Here is a 17,803-nt window from a genome sequence, read left to right on the forward strand (position 1 = left end):
GGCGCGTAGATCTTCGGACAGGGTTCTCGCCATGCAAGCTGGCCTCCGTGCCCAGCAGGCACGGTGAATCAGATTTCGCGCCGGGCGGGAATCCTCAGCGACTCTGAATGGTCAGATTTCGCTCTAGCTGTGTTCGGTTGGCCGGCGGCAGCCATGCGTCCGGGGCGGCAGCATTCCGAGGCGATGCAGCAGCGCCTCGAACAGCCGCTGGTTCCGGATTCTCTGTCACCCGTCATCAGCCTACCGCCATTGGTCCGTCGCTTCCTCGCCCAGGTTGTTGATCAATGCGAGCGCGGGCTGGCAACGGCATTGCCGGCCCGCCGCTTCCGCCGCAGACTCGGCCGGTCCAGGAAAGAACGAGGCATCCCATGCCCCCACGCTATGCTGATTTGCCGCGCCCCGAGGATGGTTCCGGCCTGCCCCTCGCCTGGGGCGTCTGGGGACCGGAGGATGAGATTGGCACGCTGAACCGCATCACCGCCGCGACTGTCGCGGCCGCAGCCGGTGAGATCCGCGACGGCCGCCGCTTCAACCTGAACCTGCCGCTGGATGAGCCTTTTGGTGCGACCCACCAGGGCAGCCACCGCCGCCGCGCCGCCCCCAGCCCGACACTGATCGCCGATGAGCAGCCCGGGCGATTGATCCGCGACGACAAGCTGGACGGCTTCTGGTTACAGGGCAGCACGCAATGGGACGGGCTTTCGCATTTCGCCGATCCCTACCACGGCTTCTATAATCACGCCCCGGTCAGCGCCGTGGTGCATGGCGCCGAAAGTCGCAACGGCATCGACAAGGCACTGCGCCATGGCATCGCCGGGCGCTGCGTGCTGGCCGATCTGGCGCGGCATTTCGCCCGGATCGGCCGTGACTGGGGCCCGCTCGGGGCTCGGCGAGCCAGCGCGGTGGAGGTGGAGGCCTGTCTCAAGGCGCAGGGTGTTGCGCTGCGCCCGGGCGATATCCTGCTGGTCCGCACCGGCTGGCTGGAGGCCTTCCGTGCCGCGCCGGATGTCGACGCACGCGACCAGCTGATCCGCGGCACCAACAAGGGCCAGGACTACAGCGGGTTGTCAGGTGGCGAGGATATGTGGCGCTTCCTCTGGGACCAGGGAGTGGCCGCGACCTGCGCCGACAACCCGACCGTCGAGGTCTGGCCGTACTTCCCCTGGAAGCCGACCCTGCATTGGGGGATTGCCCGGCTGGGCCTCGTCCTCGGCGAGTTCTTCGATTTCGAGGCGCTGGCGGCGGATAGCGCGGCGAGTGGCCGTTACACGGCCTTCTTCACCGCGGCGCCGCTGCATCTGCGGGGCGGCGTCGGCTCGCCAGGGAATGCGCTGGCGATCAGATAGTCAGGGCCGCAATGCAGAAAGGGCACCTTGCAGCGCCCTTTCCGGCCGGAATGTGGGGTTGGGCCTGCTGGCTAGAGCGGTTTCACGCAGGCTGAAATCAGTCTGCGTGAAACCGCTCTAGCGCAGAACGATCTCGACGCGGCGGTTCTGTGGCTCGCGCACGCCATCGGCGGTCGGCACCAGCGGGCGGCTCTCGCCGAAGGCGGTGACGGTGATGGCGGTGCGGGCAACGCCGTGGCGGACCAGCTCGGCCGCCACCGCATCGGCGCGGCGCTGCGACAGGTGCTGGTTGTACTGCGGCGTGCCGGAGCGGTCGGCGTGCCCGGCCACTTCGATGCGGGTGGACTGCACCCGCGGCGCGGCGGCGGCGGCCTCGGCGACGATCTGCCGGGCGCGGTCGGTCAGGTCGGCCCGATCCCAATCGAAGAACACCAGATAGGTGCGGGCGATGCTGGGCTCCGGCGCAACCGGGGCGGCCGGGGCCGCGACCAGCGCCGGGGCCGGGGCGTTGAAGGCGTAGCGCAGGCCGATCAGCACGCTGTGGTTTGAGGTCGGCAGCTTGACCGAGCCCGGTACGGTGGCGTTGGCCGGGCCGGCGGTGCGGCCGATGTTGAAGCTGCCGTCCAGCGCGCCGAGATAGCGGTACTCCGTGGTCAGCGACAGGCCGGGCGTGATGCTGCCAAGGCCCCAGGCGGCGCCGACGATGGCCTGGTAAGCGAATTCACCACTGGTGTCGTCGATCCGATAGGCCGAGCCGCCGGTGTTGAGGCGGATGCTGCTCAACTCGCTCCAGAGGTATCCGACACCGCCGCCGATATAGGGCCGAACCGCGGAGGGCGAGGCGCCGAAGCTCGACATGTCGAAGTCGAACAGCAGATTTGCCATGGCGCCGTACTGGTTCAGGTAGCCGCTGCTGCCGATCTGGCCGGCGCCGCTCACCACCTTCTGGATCTCACTGTTGCGGATGCTGCCCTCGACCTCCGCACGGAAGCCGTTGCCGAAGCCCCAGCCCAGGCTGGCGACGCCAGCCACGCCGATGTCATCGTCATGGAAACGGATGCCGCGGCTGGCTTGGTCGTGCCACATGTTGATGCCGGTACCAGCGCCGACATAGAGGCCCGAAACCGGCTGCGCCTGCACCGCGCCCGATAGGCCGAAGGCCAGGGGCAGCGCAAGGCAGGAGGCAGCGAGCAGGGCGTGGCGTAGGGACATCAGCATCTCCGGCGCGTAGGGCAGGATCAAGGACCAGCCGGATCGATCCGACCCGGTCCGCAAACTTACTTGGCACCCAAGCGTGAAAATGCCCGGGTGAAAAGCAGCATCTTCTTTGTATCCCAACGAAATTCTGACAATAACGCGAGGCATGGCCGCTACCGGCAAGGCACCTGCGTGGGGCTTGCCAGCCGCGTGGTGAGCGCCTCGACATCGCGCGCGGCGACGCAGTCGGGATGACGGGTGAGCAGCGGGGTCTGCCGGCGGATCGCCTCCGGTACCTTCGGGTCCCGCCGGATCACCCCGGCCAGCGGCACGCCGGCCCCGAGAAAACCACGACAGGCGCGATCCAGCGCCTGCCAAGTGCGCTCCCCGCCGGCCGCGTCGCGCGCCTGGTTGACCACCACGCTGGCGGCGCCGCCGGGCCGATCGCGGCGGTGCAGCTTCAGCACGGCGTAGGCGTCGGTCAGGCTGGTCGGCTCCTCGGTCGCCACCACCAGCAGCAGGTCGGCCGCTGCGGCGAGACGGCGCACTCCCTGATCCAGCCCGGCGCCGAGGTCGATCACCACCTCCTGCCAAAGGCCCGCGGCACCGCGCAGCGCCACCAGCAGCCGGGCGAAGCCCTCACTGCCGACCACCGCCAGGGCGCCCGAGCCGGAGCGGCCGGCCAGGATGTCAAAGCCGCCGGGATGCGGCACCACCGCCTCGGCCAATGCCTGGCCGCCGAGGATCACCCCGGCGATATCCGCGGCCGGATCAAGGCCGAGTTGCACATCGACATTGGCCAGGCCGAGGTCGGCATCGACCAGCAGCACCCGCCGCCCTGACCGGGCCAGCGCCTGGGCCAGGGTGATGGCAAGCCAGGTCTTGCCGACGCCGCCCTTGCCCGAGGCGATGGCAAGGATGCGGCCGGCAGCGGGCGGGGTCATGCGGCAAACTCCGGGATGGCCGTCAATGCGGCCGGGGGCGCGCCGCCGAGGCGCGCCGCCAGCCAGGCGGCATCGATGCCGACGAGGCCCTCTGCTGCGCTGGGGCCGATGCCGGCCTCGGTCAGCGCCAGCCCGGCGGCCGCGGCGGCCAGCACCCCGCCCAGCCGGCGGGTGCTGTCCAGCCGGGTTGGCAGCAAATGGCGGGCGCCGAGGGCGGCGAAGCCGCGCGCCAGCTCACTGGCCTCATCGACGTCCAGGCCGGCGGGCAGCACCAGGATGATGGCGGCATCGGCGGCCCGGGCCAAGCCGAGCAGCGACGCCGCCGCCGCAGGGTCGAAGGGGTCGCAGCCGGCGGTGTCGATCAGCGCCGCCTGACCCGGGCTGCGCCGTGCCAGCGCCTTCACCAGAGTGCCCGGCTGCGGCGCCACCGTCAGGGTAAGACCCAGCACCCGCGTGAAGGCGGCCAGCTGTTCCACCGCGCCGGCTCGGGCGCCATCGGTGGTGACCACCAGCGGTGCGCCGCCGCATAGTACGGCGCGGGTCGCTAGCTTGGCGCAACTCAAGGTCTTGCCGCCGCCGGGCGGGCCGGCCAGCAGCAGCGGCCGGCCGGCGCTGTCCGGCAGTGGTGCGAAGCCGATCGCTTCGGCCAGCCGCTCCGCCAGCACACCCTCGGCAAGTCGGGCGGCGAGTGCCGGCGGCAGGTTGTGGCGGGCCAGCGGCGCCGGCGCCACCACCATGGGGGAGGGCGGGATCAGCACCGGCTCGGCCGGCTCCAGAGCTGCGGTCACCTCGACGCCGCTGCGGGTGCGGCGGGTCTCCAGGATAACCGCCTCCTCACCCAGTTCGGCACGGACCAGTGCCATGGCCTCGGCGATGCGGCTGGCATGGAACAGCTTCAGCCGCATGCGGGCACAGAGGCTGCGGCGACGGTCACAGGCTGCCCACCGTGCGGATTCGGGCGCGCGGGTGGATCTCCTGCTGGCTCAGCACCGTGGTGGCCGGGCGGAAGCGTTCGACGATGGCGCGGACATGGCCGCGGATGGCGCCGGAGCAGACCAGCACCGGCGTCTCGCCGGCATTGGCGGCGCTGTCGAAGGCATCGCGCAGCCGCTGCATGAACGCCTGAAGCTGCGACGGCGCCATGGCAAGCTGGCGGTCCTCCGGCGGGCCGGTCAGGCTTTCGGCGAAGGCCATCTCCCATTCCGCGGAGAGCGCGATCAGCGGCACGTAGCCCTGCGGCCCGCGCGCCGCTTCGGAGAGCTGCCGCGCCAGCCGCACCCGCACCACCGCGATCAGCGCAGGGATGCTGCGCTGGCCGCCGGCGCTGGCCTCCTGCACGCCTTCCAAGATGGTCGGCAGGTCGCGGATGGAGACGCGCTCGGCCAGCAGCGACTGCAAGACCCGTTGCAACCCGCCGACGCCGATCTGCGAGGGGATGATGTCGGCGACCAGCTTCTGGTGCTCCTTCGGCAGCTCATCCAGCAGCTTCTGGGTCTCGCTGAAGGACAGCAGCTCCGGCATGTGGTCGCGCACCGTCTCGGTCAGGTGGGTTGCCAGCACCCCGGCGCAATCGACCACGGTGCAGCCGCGCGCCAGCGCCTCGTCGCGCAGCCCCTCCTCGATCCAGAGGGCGGGGAGGCCGAAGGTGGGCTCCGTCGTGCGCTCTCCCTGCAGGGCCGGGATCTGGCCGGAGGGGTCGATGGCAAGGTGCAGCGGCGGGCGCAGACGACCGCGGCCGGCCTCGATCTCCTTCACCCGCAGGATGTAGGTATCGGGCGGCAGTTCCAGATTGTCCTGGATCCGCACGCTGGGTAGTACGAAGCCCATTTCCTGCGCCATGGCGCGGCGGAGGCCGCGGATCTGCTCGGTCAGCCGCGGCGCCTCGCCGGCCGCCAGCGACAGCAGCCCGTAGCCGAGCTCGAGCCGCAGCAGGTCGAGCCGCAGGGCTTCGGCGACCGGCGGCTCCCCCGGCGGCGGCGGTGGCGGGGCCGGTGCCTGGGCGGCCTTCGCGGCGGCCTCCCGCGTGGTCCAGGCGGCGGCGGCGGCGGCGCTGGCCAGTGCCAGGAAGGGCAGCAGCGGCATCCCCGGCAGCAGCCCAAGCACCCCGGCGGCGCCACCCGCCAGCGCCATCGGCTTCCAGCCGCCGAGTTGGCGGCCCATCACCTCATCGCTGCGCTCCTGACCGGAGCCCTTGGTGACGACGATGCCAGCGGCGACCGAGACCAGCAGCGCCGGGATCTGGCTGACCAGCCCGTCGCCGACGGTCAGCATGGAGAAGGTGGTCGCCGCCTCGGCCACCGGCAGCCCATGCCGCAGCATGCCGATGGCGACCCCGCCTGCCAGGTTGATGACGGTGACGATCAGCCCGGCGATGGCATCGCCGCGGACGAATTTGGCGGCACCATCCATGGCGCCGTGGAAGGCGCTCTCCTGCTCCAGCTCGCTGCGGCGCAGCCGGGCGGTGGGCTCGTCGATCAGGCCGGAGGAGAGGTCGGCGTCGATCGCCATCTGCTTGCCCGGCATGGCGTCCAGGCTGAACCGCGCCGCCACCTCGGCAATGCGGCCGGAGCCCTTGGTGACGACCATGAAATTCACCACCAGCAGGATGGCGAAGACGATCAGCCCCACCACCACATCGCCGCCCATGAGGAAGCCGCCGAAGGCCGCCACCACATGGCCCGCGGCCTGCGGCCCCTCATGCCCGTGGGTCAGGATGATGCGGGTGGTGGCGACGTTCAGCGCCAGCCGCAGCAGGGTGGAGAGCAGCAGGATCTGCGGGAAGGCGGTGAAGTCGAGCGGCCGCTGCAGGAACAGCGCCACCATCAGGATCAGCACGGAAATGGTGATGGACAGCGCCAGCGCGCCATCCAGCAGCAGGACCGGCAGCGGGATGATGAGCACCGCCAGCAGCAGCGCCACGCCGAGGGCGAGCACCACATCGCCGCCTGGCCTGACCAGGCGCAGCCAGCCCGGCAGCGCGATGGCGCCCATCACACGACGCCTGCGCGGCGCTCAGGCACCGGCAGGCCAGCCGACCGGCAGCAGCGCCGGCTGGGTCGCCGGCACCGGTACGCCCTGGGCGCGGTACTCATGCAGCTTGTTGCGCAGGGTGCGGATCGAGATGCCGAGAATCTCCGCGGCGCGGGTCCGGTTGCCGAGACAATGGGTCAGCGTCTCCAGGATCAGGTCGCGTTCCACCTCCTCCACCCGCCGCCCGACCAGGCCGGCGATGCCGCGCGGCGTGGCGGCCGGCGTGGCGGCGGCAGGCGTGGTCTCCGGCGGCGGCGCGGCGCGTGGCGGCAGCGGCGTCAGCTCGATGGCTTCGGGGCCGATGTCGGGGCCGCGCGCCAGCAGCACGGCGCGATGCAACGTGTTCTCCAGCTCGCGCACATTGCCCGGCCAGGGGTGGTCCAGCAGCACCGCCTCGGCGGCCGGGGTGAGGCCACGGTGCGGCAGCCCGTTGGCGGTGGCGAAGCGCCGGGCGAAATGCTCGGCCAGGACACGGATATCGGTTGGCCGCTCACGCAGCGGCGGAATGCGCAGGGTGACGACGTTGAGGCGGAAGAAGAGATCCTCGCGGAACCGCCCAGCCCGAACCTCGGCGCCAAGGTCGCGGTTGGTCGCCGCCAGCAGCCGGACATCGACCTTTACCGGCGCGCTGCCGCCGAGCCGGTCCACCTCGCGCTCCTGGATGACGCGCAGCAGCTTGGCCTGCAGCCGCGGGTCCATCTCGCCAATCTCGTCGAGCAGCAGCGTGCCGCCCTCGGCCTGCTCGAACTTGCCCTTGCGGGCGGCGACGGCGCCGCTGAAGGCGCCCTTCTCATGGCCGAAGAGCTCGCTCTTCAGCAGCGTCTCCGGCAGGGCGGCGCAGTTGATGGCGACAAAGGGTCCGCGCGCGCGGCGGCTTTGGGCATGGATGTAGCGCGCCAGCACCTCCTTGCCGGTGCCGCTCTCGCCGCTGATCATCATGCTCGCCTGCGCCTGGGCGAGCTGCCCGGCGCGGCCCAGCAGCGCGCCCATCGCCGGGTCGCTGTGCACCGGCCCTTCCGTTTCAGCGCTCACCGCCTGAAGCATGGCGGCGATCAGTGCGGCATCCGGTGGCAGGGGCAGGAATTCGCGGGCGCCGGCGCGGATCGCCCGCACCGCTGCGGCGGCATCGGCATTATGCCCGCAGGCGATCACCGGGCAGGCGATGCGTTCCAGCGCCAGCTGCTCCACCAGCCAGCCGAGGTCATGGGTGACGTCGCAGAGCACCAGATCGGCGCCCTCCGCCCGCAGTCGCGCCAGCGCCGCGGCGACCCCCTCCGCATGGTGAAGCCGGGCGCCGCGGGCGGCGGCGATGCGGGCCGCCTGGCCCAGCTCGGCGTCCAGCGCGCCGATGATCAGCACCCGGGTCATCCCTGGCGATCCGCCTTGACGATCTCGGTCATGGTGACGCCGAGCCGGTTCTCATCGACCATCACCACCTCGCCGCGCGCGACCAGGCGGTTGTTGACGTAGATGTCCACCGCCTCGCCGAGCTTGCGGTCGAGCTCGACCACGGCGCCGCGGCCGAGCTTCAGCAGCTGCGACACCTGCATGGTGGCGCGGCCGAGCACCGCGCTGACCTGCACCGGGATGTCGTAGACCGCTTCCAGGTCGCGCGCCGAAGGCCCGCCGCCCGGCCGCGCCGCGCCGGCCTCGGCCGCATTCATCGCCTCGAAGGGGCTCTGGTCCGCCATGGCTAGGGCTCCTGATGGGTGGCATGCAGGTCGAAGGCTGCAAGCATCGCCGCCACCGCCCGGCGGCGCGCGGCGAGCGAGAGGGTGGCGCCGCCACCCCGCCAGGCGGCCCGCGCATCCCCGGGCGGCAGGGCGGCATCTTCGACGATGGTGAGGCGTGGGTCGGCGATCCGCTCGGCGGTGGCGGCGCCGAAGCCGGTGGCGACATGCAGGGTCACCGCCGTCGCCTCGGCCAGCAGCGGCGCCAGCGCGGCGGCGAAGGGCGCCACGCATTCCGGCGCCAGCCGCGCCGCGGCGGCGGGCAGCGCACTGTCCAACGCCTGCAGCAGCAGCCCGGCAAGCGCCGTGGCGCTGGCCTCGGCCGCCGCCGCCAGTGCCGCGTCCTGGCCGGCGAGGGCGGCAGCGATCGCTTCCAGCGCCGCCGTCTCCCGCGCCGCGAGGCTGGCGGCGGCGGCGGCCAGGCCGGCCGCCTCGCCGGCGGCGTGGCTGGTGGCGCGGGCCTCCTCCAGCCGCGCCGCCTCGGCCGCGGCGGCAGCCAGGGCGGCGGCTGCGGCGGCGGCCGCGGCCTCGGTGTCGGGCGGCGGCGGAGCATCGAAATCCGGCACGGTGAAGCCGCCGGCCGGGGCGCGCCGCGCCGTCGGAACCATTGCCCGCCGCGCCGCCTGATAGGGCTGGAAGCCGAGCAGGAGTGCGTTGCCGGTCACTGGACCATCTCCTCCTCACGCCCGTCCTGCAGCTGGATCTGGCCCTGCGCCGCCATGTCCTTGGCCAGGGAGACGATGGTTGCCTGCGCCTCGTCGACATCGCGCAGCCGCACCGGGCCGAGCCCGGCGATGTCGTCACGCAGCAGCTTGGCGGCGCGTTCGGTGAGGTTCTTCAGGAACATCTCCCGCAGCTCTTCCGAGGCGCCCTTCAGCGCCAGCGCCAGCTTGTCCTTCTCGACCGTGCGCAGCAGCACCTGCAGCCCGGCGCCATCGACGCGACGCAGATCCTCGAAGGTGAACATCAGGGTGCGGATGCGCTCCGCCGCGTCGCGGTTGCGCTCCTCCAGCGCGCCAAGGATGCGGCCCTCCGCCTGGCGGTCGAGGTTGTTGAAGATCTCGGCCATCAGCTCATGCGCATCGCGCCGCTGGCTGCGGGCGAGGTTCGACATGAACTCGGCCTTCAGCGTCTTCTCGACGCCTTCCAGCGCTTCCTTCTGCACCGTCTCCATGCGCAGCATGCGCATGACGACCTCCATGGCGAAGCCTTCCGGCAGCAGCGACAGCACCCGTGCGGCGTGGTCCGGCTTCACCTTGGTCAGCACCACGGCGACGGTCTGCGGGTATTCGTTCTTCAGGTAGTTCGCCAGCACGCCCTCGTTCACATTGCCCAGCTTGTCCCACATGGTCCGGCCGGCGGGGCCGCGGATCTCGTCCATGATCTGGTTGACGCGATCCTGCGGCAGGGTCTTCAGCAGCAGCCGCTCGGTGCTTTCGAAGGTGCCGGTCAGGGCACCGGTCCGACCGAGCTGCTCGCCGAATTCGCGGCACAGCTGCTCGATCTGCTCGGCGGCGATGGTGCCGAGCATCGCCATCGCCTGCGACAGGTCGCGGATCTCGTCCTGATGCATCTTCGAGAACAGCGTGGCGGCATGGTCCTCGCCGAGGGCGAGCATCACCGCCGCAGCCTTCTGCGGGCCGGTCAGGGTGCGGGTGCCGCTCACGACGCATCCTCCGGGTTGAGCCAGCGGCGCAGCACCGAGACGGCCTCATCCGGGTGCTGCTCGACCAGCTCGGTGAGCGACCTGATGGAGGAGGCGCGCATCTGGCCCTGCACATTGGCCAGGGTGATCAGGCTCTCCGGATCGCTGATCGCGGCCGGATCGGCGCCGGGCGGCAGCGCGGCACCACCAGGGCCGGCAGCGAGCTGCGCCGTCCCGCCGCCGGCCACCATCCCCGTCGCATCCTCCGGCAGCGCACCGTCGGGGCCGGCCAGCGCCGGGACCGGCGCCAGCGAGGCGGCGATCCGACCGGCCAGCGGCCGGCCGATCAGCAGGATGGCGGCCAGCGCGACCAGGGCCAGCAGGGCGCTTTCGGTCAGCCGCGTGCCGAGCACCGGGGCGATCGGCAAGCCGAGGAAGCCGGCCTGCTCCGGCGGCATCGGCGCCTCCTCGGCGAAGCGCATGGAGACTACCTCCACCCGGTCGCCGCGGCGCTCGTCGAAGCCGACGGCGCTGCGCACCAGCGTGGCGATTCGCTGCAGCTCCTCCGGTGTCCGCTCGCGCCAGCGCGGCGCACCGCCCTCCTGCGGCTCGGCGATGCCATCCACCAGTACGGCGACGGAGATGCGCCTTACCACCGGATGCTCGCGCAGCGTGTTGCGGGTGGAACGGCCGATCTCGTAGTTCACCGTCTCCTCGGTGCGGTTCTCCGAAGTGCCGCCGCCGGCCGTGCCCTCGCTGCCCGGCAGGTTGCCGGCGACCGAGGTGGCCGGCGGCTCGGCGCCGCGGTTCTGCTCGGCCGAGCTCTGCTGGCTGCGGGCCACCTGATTGTCGGGGTCGAAGCGTTCCTCACGCGTCTCGACCCGGTCGAAATCCATCTCGACCGTCGTCTCCGCCCGCACCCGGCCGGGGCCGAGGCTGCGTTCCAGCAATTCCTCGATGGCGCGGCCGATCCGCATCTCCTGGCTGCGGCGCAGCTCGTCCTGGGACAGGGCCAGCCCCTGGGCCGGGCCGGCCAAGGCCTGGCCGCCGCGCGCCAGCAACTCGCCACGGCTGTCGACGATGGAGATGTTCTGCGGCGCAGCCCGGGAACGGCGGTGGCGACCAGGTGCAGCACCGCCTGCACCCCCTCGCGGTCCAGCCGCTGGGCGCCCTGCATGGCGAGCACCACGCTGGCCTGGGCATCGCCACGGTCGCGCGAGAAGGCCTCCCGCCGCGGCAGCACCAGATGGACCCGGGCCGTGCGCACCCCGGCCAGGCCGCGAATGGTGCGGGCCAGTTCGCCTTCCATGGCGCGCAACCGGTTCATGTCCTGCTGAAAGGGGCTGGTGGTGAGGGTCTCGTTGCGGTCGAAAATCTCCCAGCCGACGCCGCCTCCGGCGGGCAGCCCCTCCCGCGCCAGCAGCAGCCGGAGGCGCGGCACCTGGTCCACCGGGGCCAGCAGCTGGGTGCCGCTGCCGGTCAGTCGGTAGGGCACCCGCAGGCGTTCCAGCGCGGCGACCACGGCCGCGGCGTCGCGCGCTTCCAGCTCGCCGAACAATGGGGCCATGGGTGGGTCGCCGGCCCGCAGCGCCAGCGCCGCCAGCAGCCCGAGCAGCCCGACGCCGACGACGGCGAGTGCCAGCAGGCGCTTTGGCCCGAGCGCCCGCAGCCCGGCGAGAATCCCAGCCATCACGCCACCTCCTGTGGCCGTGCGCGCCCCTGCATCGGCTGCGTGTCCCGCCCCCTGCTACGCAGTCTTCCGCCGGTCCTGCACCGACCCGGCAGAACTTGCCGCAATGGGATTTAAGGCCGGTTAAGAACTCCTTCCAAAAACCGCGTCGCAGTTGTGTGGGGGCGTTGATCCCTTCCGATCGGCGCTGCGGCGCGCCTTCGGCGGCAAGGGCCGGCCACGCAACGATGGGCTGGCATGTCACAGCGGAGGGGCGCGAGTGATTTACACGGTTTCGTCAGCTTGATATTTCCCGCGCCACATGCGGAATGCGGGCCGACGGCGGCATTCGGGTCGCGCCGAACAGGATTCCGGCCAGGATGAGGCTCCACCCATGAAGATCGTCGCCTGCAACAGCAACCGGCCCCTGGCCGAAGCGGTCGCCGCCTCGTTGGGGCTGCCGCTGACCAGCGCCTCCATCCGTCGCTTCGCCGACATGGAGGTGTTCGTCGAAATCAATGAGAACGTCCGCGGCGAGGACGTCTTCGTGGTGCAATCCACCAGCTACCCGGCGAACGACAACCTGATGGAGCTGCTGATCACGCTGGATGCGCTGAAGCGCGCCAGCGCCCGGCGGGTGACCGCGGTGATCCCCTATTTCGGCTACGCCCGGCAGGACCGGAAATCCGGCTCCCGCACGCCGATCTCGGCCAAGCTGGTGGCCAACATCATCACCGCTGCCGGCGCCAACCGGGTGCTGACGATGGATCTGCACGCGGCACAGATCCAGGGCTTCTTCGACATCCCGGTCGACAACCTGTTCTCCGCCCCGCTGTTCTCCCGCGACATCGCCGAGCGCTACAAGGGCCGCGACCTGATGGTCGTCTCTCCCGACGTCGGCGGCGTGGTGCGGGCCCGGGCGCTGGCATCGCGGCTGCACACCGACCTCGCCATCATCGACAAGCGGCGGCCGCGCGCCGGCGTTTCGGAAGTGATGAACGTGATCGGCGAGGTCGATGGGCGGCACTGCATCCTCGTCGACGACATCGTCGACTCCGGCGGCACGCTGTGCAACGCCGCCGAGGCGCTGATGAAGAACGGCGCCAACGGCGTCTCGGTCTATGTCACCCACGGCGTCTTCTCGGGGGGCGCGGTGGCCCGTGTCGGCGCCTCGCCGATCGAGAACATGACGGTCACCGACAGCATCCTGGCGACCGAGGCGGTGCGGGTCTCCTCCAACATCCGCCAGGTGACCATCGCCCCGCTGCTGGCCGAGGCGATGCGGCGGATTTCAGAGGAAAGCTCGGTCTCCTCCCTGTTTAACTGAGGTGGGTGGATTTCCCCCTTGCCGGTGACGGCAGCCTCGGTGAGGCTGCCAGCACCTCGCAACGAGGGGAGACCCACCATGAAGCTGTTCTACGCGCCCGGCGCCTGCTCGATCGGCATCCATGTGCTGCTGGAGGAGATCGGCAAGCCTTACGAGGCGACCCTGCTGAACATCCGTGAAGGGGCGCAATTCCAGCCCGAATTCACCGGCATCAACCCAAAGTCCAAGGTGCCGACCCTGGTGAAGGACGATGGCTCGGTGCTCACCGAGTATCCGGCGATCGCGCTCTGGCTGGCCAGCACCTTCCCCGAGGCGAAGCTGCTGCCGGGCGATGCCGACAAGCTGGCGAAGGCGCTGGAATACACCGACTATGCCGTCGCCACCCTGCACATGCAGGGCTTCTCCCGCATCTTCCGCCCGGCGAACTACGCGCCGAGCGAAGCCGACCATGAGGCGGTGAAGGCCAAGGGCGTCGAAATCTTCGAGAAGGGCCTCACGGTGTTCGACAAGGCGCTGGAGGGCAAGGAATACCTGCTCGGCGACTTCTCCTTCGCCGACAGCGCGCTGTTCTACGTCTCCTTCTGGTGGGCCGGACGGCTGGGCAAGGCGCTGCCGCCGAATGTCGCGCGGCACTATGAGCGGATGAAGGCCCGCCCGGCGGTGCAGCGGACCCTGGCGGCCGAAGGGCTTTCCTGAACATGACGGCAGCCATGGCGGCGACGCTGGACCCGATCGGCTTCTGGTTTCTCCGCCATGGCGAGACCGACTGGAACGCCCAGGGCCTGTCCCAGGGCAGCACCGACATCCCGCTGAACTCGGTGGGGCTGGCCCAGGCGCGGCGGGCGGCGAAGACCCTGGTCGGCATCGGCGGAATCGCCACCATCATCAGCTCGCCGCTGGTCCGCGCCCGGGTGACGGCCGAGATCGCCGCCGAGGCGCTCGGCCTGCCGGTCGCGATCGACGCGGGCCTGCGCGAGGTCGAGTTCGGCGAGCAGGAAGGCAAGCCGATGGGCGACTGGTACGACGACTGGATCGCCGGCGATTACACCCCGGCCGGCGCCGAAACCTTCGTCGGGCTCTACACTCGGGTCGTCGCCGCGGTGAACCGGGCGACGGCGCAGCCGGGACCGGTGCTGGTGGTCGCCCATGGCGCGCTGTTCCGGGCGCTGCGCTTGGCTTTCGGCCATGAGCCCAATGTCCGCACCCCGAACGCCCTGCCGATCTGCTGCGAGCCGCCAGCGGATGGCGGGCGGGTGTGGGAGGTTACGCCGGCGGCGCTGGCGCCGGAGTAGCCCCTGATCGCCCTGGGTGACACACCCAGGACGTTGAATCGCTGGCTCAGCCAATGCCTCGTCCGACATGGGCTTGTCCGTATGCAGGCTTACACCGGGCGAGGCGGCGCCTCGGCGACCGGCACCACCACGAAGCGCCGGTAGACCCAGCCCAGCCCGATCAGCGCCAGCCCCAGGCCTAGGAAGCTGAGCACCCGCCACAGCCCGGTAAGCTCGGCCATGTCGACCAGGAAGGCCTTGCCGATGGTCAGGCCGATCACCGCCAGTGCCGCCAGCCGCAGCGCCGCGATGCCGCTGCGGATGCCAAGCGCCAGCAGCGCCGCGCCGAAGCCCAGCCAGGCGCCGCTATAGGCCCAGAGCTCCGCGGCGGAGGTCTCCTCCAGCGTCAGCGACAGCTCCACAGGATGGAAGCGGTGGCGTACCGTCAGGGTCACCCAGGCGAAGGCGGCGACCAACGCATAGCCCGCCAGCCCGCGCGTCAGCAGCGGGTCGAAGGCCATGCCGCCGGGCCGTGCCAGCGCCCGCGCCGCCAGCGCGGCCAGCAGCGCCGGCACCGCATAGGCCAGCGCCAGCTCGTTGAAGACAGGGAAGCGCAGCAGCACGGCGCCGTCGCTGAAGGCCGGATTGTCGAGCACCAGCCGCAGGCTCAGCACCGCCGCCAGCCCCAGCAGCAGCCGCCAGCCCCAGCCCAGCACCTGCCGCCCGCCGAGCCGCTGGTCCAGCCAGCGCGCCAGGGTGGCGAGCAGCGCCAGGCCGGTGACATCCAGCGCCGCCTCGCGGAACGACCAGTCGCCGTCGGGATCGAGCGAGCCGCCCGCCAGCGCGTGGCGGATCTCCAGCAGCACCAGCGCGGCAAGGAAGGCCAGCGCCCCGGCCTCCAGCACCGCGACCAACGCATCATCCCGCCGCCGGCCGAAGAGTACGGCGGCCAGCGCGAAGCCGGCTGCCGGTACGCCATAGGCGGCGAGCAGCCCGTTCAGCACCGGCAGCGTGCCGAAGTCGTAAGCGGCGACGTTCCAGTTCAGCAGCAGCCGCGCCAGCACCACCAGGGCGACCGCCAGCGCCACCGGCGCAGCGCATGCAGGCCGCTGCGGGCCTCGATCCAGGCCAGCGGCGGCAGCAGCAGGGCCACCGCCAGGGTCAGCCAATGATCACTCAACACCATGGCGGCGCCGAGGGCGATGGCCGCCACCACGCCGGCAGCATGCGCCCCGGCTCGCAGCGGCGCCCCGGCGCGCTGCGCCAGCGCGGCCCAGCCGGTCAGCGCCGCGGCCAGCGCCAGCGCCACCAGCGCCCAGCGGGCGTCGAGGGCGAAGCCGCGCACTCTTGCATAGGCAACCAGCAGCACCAGCACCGGCACCGCGGCCGGCAGAGCCGCCCAGGCGAGCGGCCGCGGGCTCCGCCATTCCTGCCAGCCGCCGAACGCGGCATGCAGCCCGGCCAGCAGCAGCGCGGCGAGCAGGAAGGGGCGTAGCGCCTCGGGTGGCCAGGGATGGATCGGCAGGACCGCCTGCACCACCCCGGCGATGGTCACCGCCTCATCCGGAACCTGCCATTGGGGGACATGCCAGCCGAGCAGCAGCAGCAGCCCGGCCAGCGCCGCCAGCCAGGGCAGCAGGGCGAGGCGCGGCTCTCGCCAGGCCTGCCACAGGGCCACCGGGCTCAGGAGCAGAACCCCGGCCGCCGGCGCCAGCCCGCTGGTGCCCGGCACCAGCAGCAGTACCGCGGCGGCCAGCACCGCGAAGGGCAGCCAGGCGAGGCGGCGGCCGACCGGACGGTCCAGCGCCGCAGCCGGCAGCAGCGCCAGGTGCAGCGTCGCCGCGGCAGGGGCGAAGAGCGCCGGGGCCCAGAGCTCGGCGCTGTCGCCGGCGATCAGCCCGCCGACCGCCACCCAGGCCGCCGCCGCACCCATCGCCGCCCAGCCGAGCCAGGCCGCCGCCACCTGCCGCAGCACCACCAGCGCCGCCGCGGTCACTGCCAGCAGATAGGCGTAGAGGCCGGGCAGGGAGGGGTCGTCGGTTTGCACCAGCGCCGGGGTCAGATAGGCGCCGGCGATGCCGATGGCAGCGACCATCGGGCCGAACAGCAGCGCCAGGGCGATGCCGGCCAGCGCCGCCGCTGCCAGCAGGACGAAGCCGGGCAGCGGCGGCACCAGGCCGTACATCGGCCCGATGGCATAGGCGGCACCGAACAGCACCGCGACGCCGCCCGCTGCCAGCGCCGGCGGCGCCTGATCCTGCCAGGGGATGTTGGGACGGTCCGCCGCGGGCCGTCGGCGCAGCCATTCGGCGCCGCTGATCAGCAGCAGGCCGAGCAGCCCGGCCAGGGCGCAGCGCGGCCCGGGGCCCAGCCAGCCTTCCTCCACCGCGGTGCGCACCAGGAAGACGCCGGCCAGCAGCAGCGCCCCGGCACCGAGCCAGACGCCCCAGCGCAGGGTCAGCGCCTCCTCCAGCCCGGGGCGCGCCCGCACCGGAGCGGCCTCCACCGGCTCTGGCTTGAGTGCCGGCTCGGCGGGCTTCCAGGGCGAGGCAAAGGCGGTTTCAGGCACGGCCTCGGGCATTGCCATGACCGCAGGCTCGGGCAGCGCTTCCGGCATTGCGGCGGCGGGGTGTTCGCGCAGCAGGCGTTCCAGCGCCTCCACCCTGGCTTGCAGCCGCCCGGCCTTGAGATAGCCGGCGATGCCGAGCCACCAGCCGAGGAAGAAGCCGAGGACCAGCAGAACCGCCAGCAGGAAGAATTCATCCATCCTGCCACCGTCTCCGCTGGGTTCGTTGCGGTCAAGCCAGGCGTCGCGGCACGGCGCCGCCCGCCCTCGCAGGCCGGTACCTGCGCGGTTGCGCCTGCGCCGCCGATGGGCTAACTGCCACACGCGTCGGCACCCCTGGAGGCTGGCGTGCCTGCGTCCGGTCCGTGCTGGACCGAGGCGGGGCCATACCCATACCAAGCGGAGTACGACCATGGTCCAGACCATCAGGATCGAGGCCGAATCGCGCGGGCGGGCCGGTAAGGGGGCGGCGCGCGCGACCCGGCGAGAGGGGCTTGTCCCCGCTGTCATCTACGGTGCGAAGCAGGAGGCGACGCTGATCGCCCTTGACCCGCGCGACGTGATGAAGGAACTGCACAAGGGCGGCTGGCAGAGCCACCTGTACGAGGTCGCGGTGAAGGGCGGCGGCACCGAGCGCACGCTGATGCGCGACGTGCAATTCCACCCGGTCACCGACCGCCCGATCCATGTCGATTTCCAGCGCCTCGCCGCCGGGCAGAAGATCCGCGTCAAGGTCGCGGTCTCCTTCCTGAACGAGGCGACCTCGCCCGGCCTCAAGGCTGGTGGCGTGCTGAACCTGGTCCGCCGCGACATCGAGGTCTACGCCGACCCGGATGCGGTGCCTGAGGGCTTCGAGATTGACCTCGGCGAGGCCGGCATCGGCGACAGCCTGCGCTGGTCGGCGGTGAAGGACAGCTTCGGCACCAAGCCGGTCATCGACCGCGACTTCGTGGTGGCGACCATCGCCGCCCCGACGGTGGTCGAGGAAGCCCCGGCCGCCGCCGCCCCGGCCGCGCCCGAGGCGACCAAGCAGAAGGCCCCGGCCGCCAAGGCGCCCGCGAAGAAGAAGTAGCAGGGC

Annotated in this window: 16 protein-coding genes and 1 pseudogene; 5 read left to right on the forward strand and 12 right to left on the reverse strand. The window is 71.8% G+C overall.

Going from position 1 to position 17,803, the window contains the following annotated elements; genetic code table 11:
* Positions 1–368: 368 nt before the first annotated feature.
* Positions 369–1,346 carry a cyclase family protein gene (locus H7965_RS17415; protein ID WP_186771864.1) on the forward strand — a complete coding sequence of 326 codons (978 nt, stop codon included), beginning with the start codon at positions 369–371 and terminating at the stop codon, positions 1,344–1,346.
* A gap of 117 nt (positions 1,347–1,463) precedes the next feature.
* Here H7965_RS17415 and H7965_RS17420 read toward each other — a convergent pair whose 3' ends face one another.
* The 10 genes and pseudogenes from H7965_RS17420 to H7965_RS31030 form a co-directional block, all read right to left on the reverse strand.
* The gene (locus H7965_RS17420; protein WP_186771865.1) at positions 1,464–2,558 is read right to left on the reverse strand and encodes an OmpA family protein; all 1,095 of its coding nucleotides are present in this window, start codon (positions 2,556–2,558) and stop codon (positions 1,464–1,466) included.
* 158 nt (positions 2,559–2,716) lie between these two features.
* Entirely contained in the window at positions 2,717–3,487 is a 771-nt protein-coding gene (locus tag H7965_RS17425) for a nucleotide-binding protein (protein WP_186771866.1), read from the reverse strand.
* Positions 3,484–4,392: a flagellar biosynthesis protein FlhF gene (locus H7965_RS17430; RefSeq protein ID WP_186771867.1), complete on the reverse strand. Its 909-nt coding sequence runs from the start codon at positions 4,390–4,392 to the stop codon at positions 3,484–3,486. The genes H7965_RS17425 and H7965_RS17430 overlap by 4 nt, the downstream gene beginning before the upstream one ends.
* A 25-nt stretch (positions 4,393–4,417) precedes the next feature.
* Complete coding sequence (flhA, locus tag H7965_RS17435; protein WP_186771868.1) at positions 4,418–6,478, reverse strand: flagellar biosynthesis protein FlhA; 2,061 nt, start codon at positions 6,476–6,478, stop codon at positions 4,418–4,420.
* A 21-nt stretch (positions 6,479–6,499) separates the two neighbouring features.
* Positions 6,500–7,885 carry a sigma-54 interaction domain-containing protein gene (locus H7965_RS17440; protein ID WP_186771869.1) on the reverse strand — a complete coding sequence of 462 codons (1,386 nt, stop codon included), beginning with the start codon at positions 7,883–7,885 and terminating at the stop codon, positions 6,500–6,502.
* Positions 7,882–8,181, reverse strand: coding sequence for a flagellar motor switch protein FliN (gene fliN / locus H7965_RS17445; protein ID WP_229682689.1), 300 nt, complete (start codon positions 8,179–8,181; stop codon positions 7,882–7,884). Before fliN ends, H7965_RS17440 begins: the two co-directional genes overlap by 4 nt.
* Before the next feature lie 29 nt (positions 8,182–8,210).
* The gene (locus H7965_RS17450) at positions 8,211–8,912 is read right to left on the reverse strand and encodes a hypothetical protein (RefSeq protein ID WP_186771871.1); all 702 of its coding nucleotides are present in this window, start codon (positions 8,910–8,912) and stop codon (positions 8,211–8,213) included.
* On the reverse strand, positions 8,909–9,913 hold the full coding sequence (gene fliG / locus H7965_RS17455) for a flagellar motor switch protein FliG (RefSeq protein WP_268239745.1): 1,005 nt from the start codon (positions 9,911–9,913) through the stop codon (positions 8,909–8,911). The genes H7965_RS17450 and fliG overlap by 4 nt, the downstream gene beginning before the upstream one ends.
* The gene (locus H7965_RS31025) at positions 9,910–10,929 is read right to left on the reverse strand and encodes a flagellar M-ring protein FliF C-terminal domain-containing protein (protein ID WP_229682682.1); all 1,020 of its coding nucleotides are present in this window, start codon (positions 10,927–10,929) and stop codon (positions 9,910–9,912) included. Before H7965_RS31025 ends, fliG begins: the two co-directional genes overlap by 4 nt.
* A gap of 119 nt (positions 10,930–11,048) precedes the next feature.
* A pseudogene (locus tag H7965_RS31030) lies at positions 11,049–11,582 on the reverse strand (flagellar basal-body MS-ring/collar protein FliF); the annotation flags it as partial.
* A 373-nt stretch (positions 11,583–11,955) separates the two neighbouring features.
* Between H7965_RS31030 and H7965_RS17465 the strand changes: the two are divergent.
* The 3 genes from H7965_RS17465 (at position 11,956) to H7965_RS17475 (ending at position 14,180) form a co-directional block, all read left to right on the forward strand.
* Positions 11,956–12,888, forward strand: coding sequence for a ribose-phosphate pyrophosphokinase (locus H7965_RS17465; protein WP_186771872.1), 933 nt, complete (start codon positions 11,956–11,958; stop codon positions 12,886–12,888).
* 78 nt (positions 12,889–12,966) lie between these two features.
* Positions 12,967–13,584, forward strand: a complete 618-nt coding sequence (locus H7965_RS17470) for a glutathione S-transferase family protein (RefSeq protein WP_186771873.1) — start codon at positions 12,967–12,969, stop codon at positions 13,582–13,584.
* Between the two features lie 2 nt (positions 13,585–13,586).
* Positions 13,587–14,180 carry a histidine phosphatase family protein gene (locus tag H7965_RS17475; protein ID WP_229682683.1) on the forward strand — a complete coding sequence of 198 codons (594 nt, stop codon included), beginning with the start codon at positions 13,587–13,589 and terminating at the stop codon, positions 14,178–14,180.
* Between the two features lie 89 nt (positions 14,181–14,269).
* Here the strand turns inward: H7965_RS17475 and H7965_RS17480 are convergent, their stop codons facing one another.
* Entirely contained in the window at positions 14,270–15,247 is a 978-nt protein-coding gene (locus H7965_RS17480; RefSeq protein WP_186771874.1) for a DUF2339 domain-containing protein, read from the reverse strand.
* Positions 15,202–16,926: a DUF2339 domain-containing protein gene (locus tag H7965_RS17485; protein ID WP_186771875.1), complete on the reverse strand. Its 1,725-nt coding sequence runs from the start codon at positions 16,924–16,926 to the stop codon at positions 15,202–15,204. Before H7965_RS17485 ends, H7965_RS17480 begins: the two co-directional genes overlap by 46 nt.
* Before the next feature lie 211 nt (positions 16,927–17,137).
* Between H7965_RS17485 and H7965_RS17490 the strand changes: the two genes are divergently transcribed.
* Complete coding sequence (locus tag H7965_RS17490) at positions 17,138–17,797, forward strand: 50S ribosomal protein L25/general stress protein Ctc (protein WP_186771876.1); 660 nt, start codon at positions 17,138–17,140, stop codon at positions 17,795–17,797.
* The last annotated feature ends 6 nt before the right edge of the window (positions 17,798–17,803 follow it).

This window comes from Siccirubricoccus deserti (assembly GCF_014283215.1).
GTDB classification, from domain to species: Bacteria; Pseudomonadota; Alphaproteobacteria; order Acetobacterales; family Acetobacteraceae; genus Siccirubricoccus; species Siccirubricoccus deserti.

Excerpts from the sequence above, each read along its gene's own strand:
- H7965_RS17415 (WP_186771864.1), top strand. The coding sequence starts at position 369 with ATGCCCCCACGCTATGCTGATTTGCCGCGCCCCGAGGATGGTTCCGGC.
- fliN (WP_229682689.1), bottom strand. The coding sequence starts at position 8,181 with ATGAATGCGGCCGAGGCCGGCGCGGCGCGGCCGGGCGGCGGGCCTTCG.
- H7965_RS17470 (WP_186771873.1), top strand. The coding sequence starts at position 12,967 with ATGAAGCTGTTCTACGCGCCCGGCGCCTGCTCGATCGGCATCCATGTG.
- H7965_RS17430 (WP_186771867.1), bottom strand. The coding sequence starts at position 4,392 with ATGCGGCTGAAGCTGTTCCATGCCAGCCGCATCGCCGAGGCCATGGCA.
- H7965_RS17420 (WP_186771865.1), bottom strand. The coding sequence starts at position 2,558 with ATGTCCCTACGCCACGCCCTGCTCGCTGCCTCCTGCCTTGCGCTGCCC.
- H7965_RS17475 (WP_229682683.1), top strand. The coding sequence starts at position 13,587 with ATGACGGCAGCCATGGCGGCGACGCTGGACCCGATCGGCTTCTGGTTT.
- H7965_RS17485 (WP_186771875.1), bottom strand. The coding sequence starts at position 16,926 with ATGGATGAATTCTTCCTGCTGGCGGTTCTGCTGGTCCTCGGCTTCTTC.
- H7965_RS17465 (WP_186771872.1), top strand. The coding sequence starts at position 11,956 with ATGAAGATCGTCGCCTGCAACAGCAACCGGCCCCTGGCCGAAGCGGTC.
- flhA (WP_186771868.1), bottom strand. The coding sequence starts at position 6,478 with ATGGGCGCCATCGCGCTGCCGGGCTGGCTGCGCCTGGTCAGGCCAGGC.
- H7965_RS17425 (WP_186771866.1), bottom strand. The coding sequence starts at position 3,487 with ATGACCCCGCCCGCTGCCGGCCGCATCCTTGCCATCGCCTCGGGCAAG.
- H7965_RS17490 (WP_186771876.1), top strand. The coding sequence starts at position 17,138 with ATGGTCCAGACCATCAGGATCGAGGCCGAATCGCGCGGGCGGGCCGGT.
- H7965_RS17440 (WP_186771869.1), bottom strand. The coding sequence starts at position 7,885 with ATGACCCGGGTGCTGATCATCGGCGCGCTGGACGCCGAGCTGGGCCAG.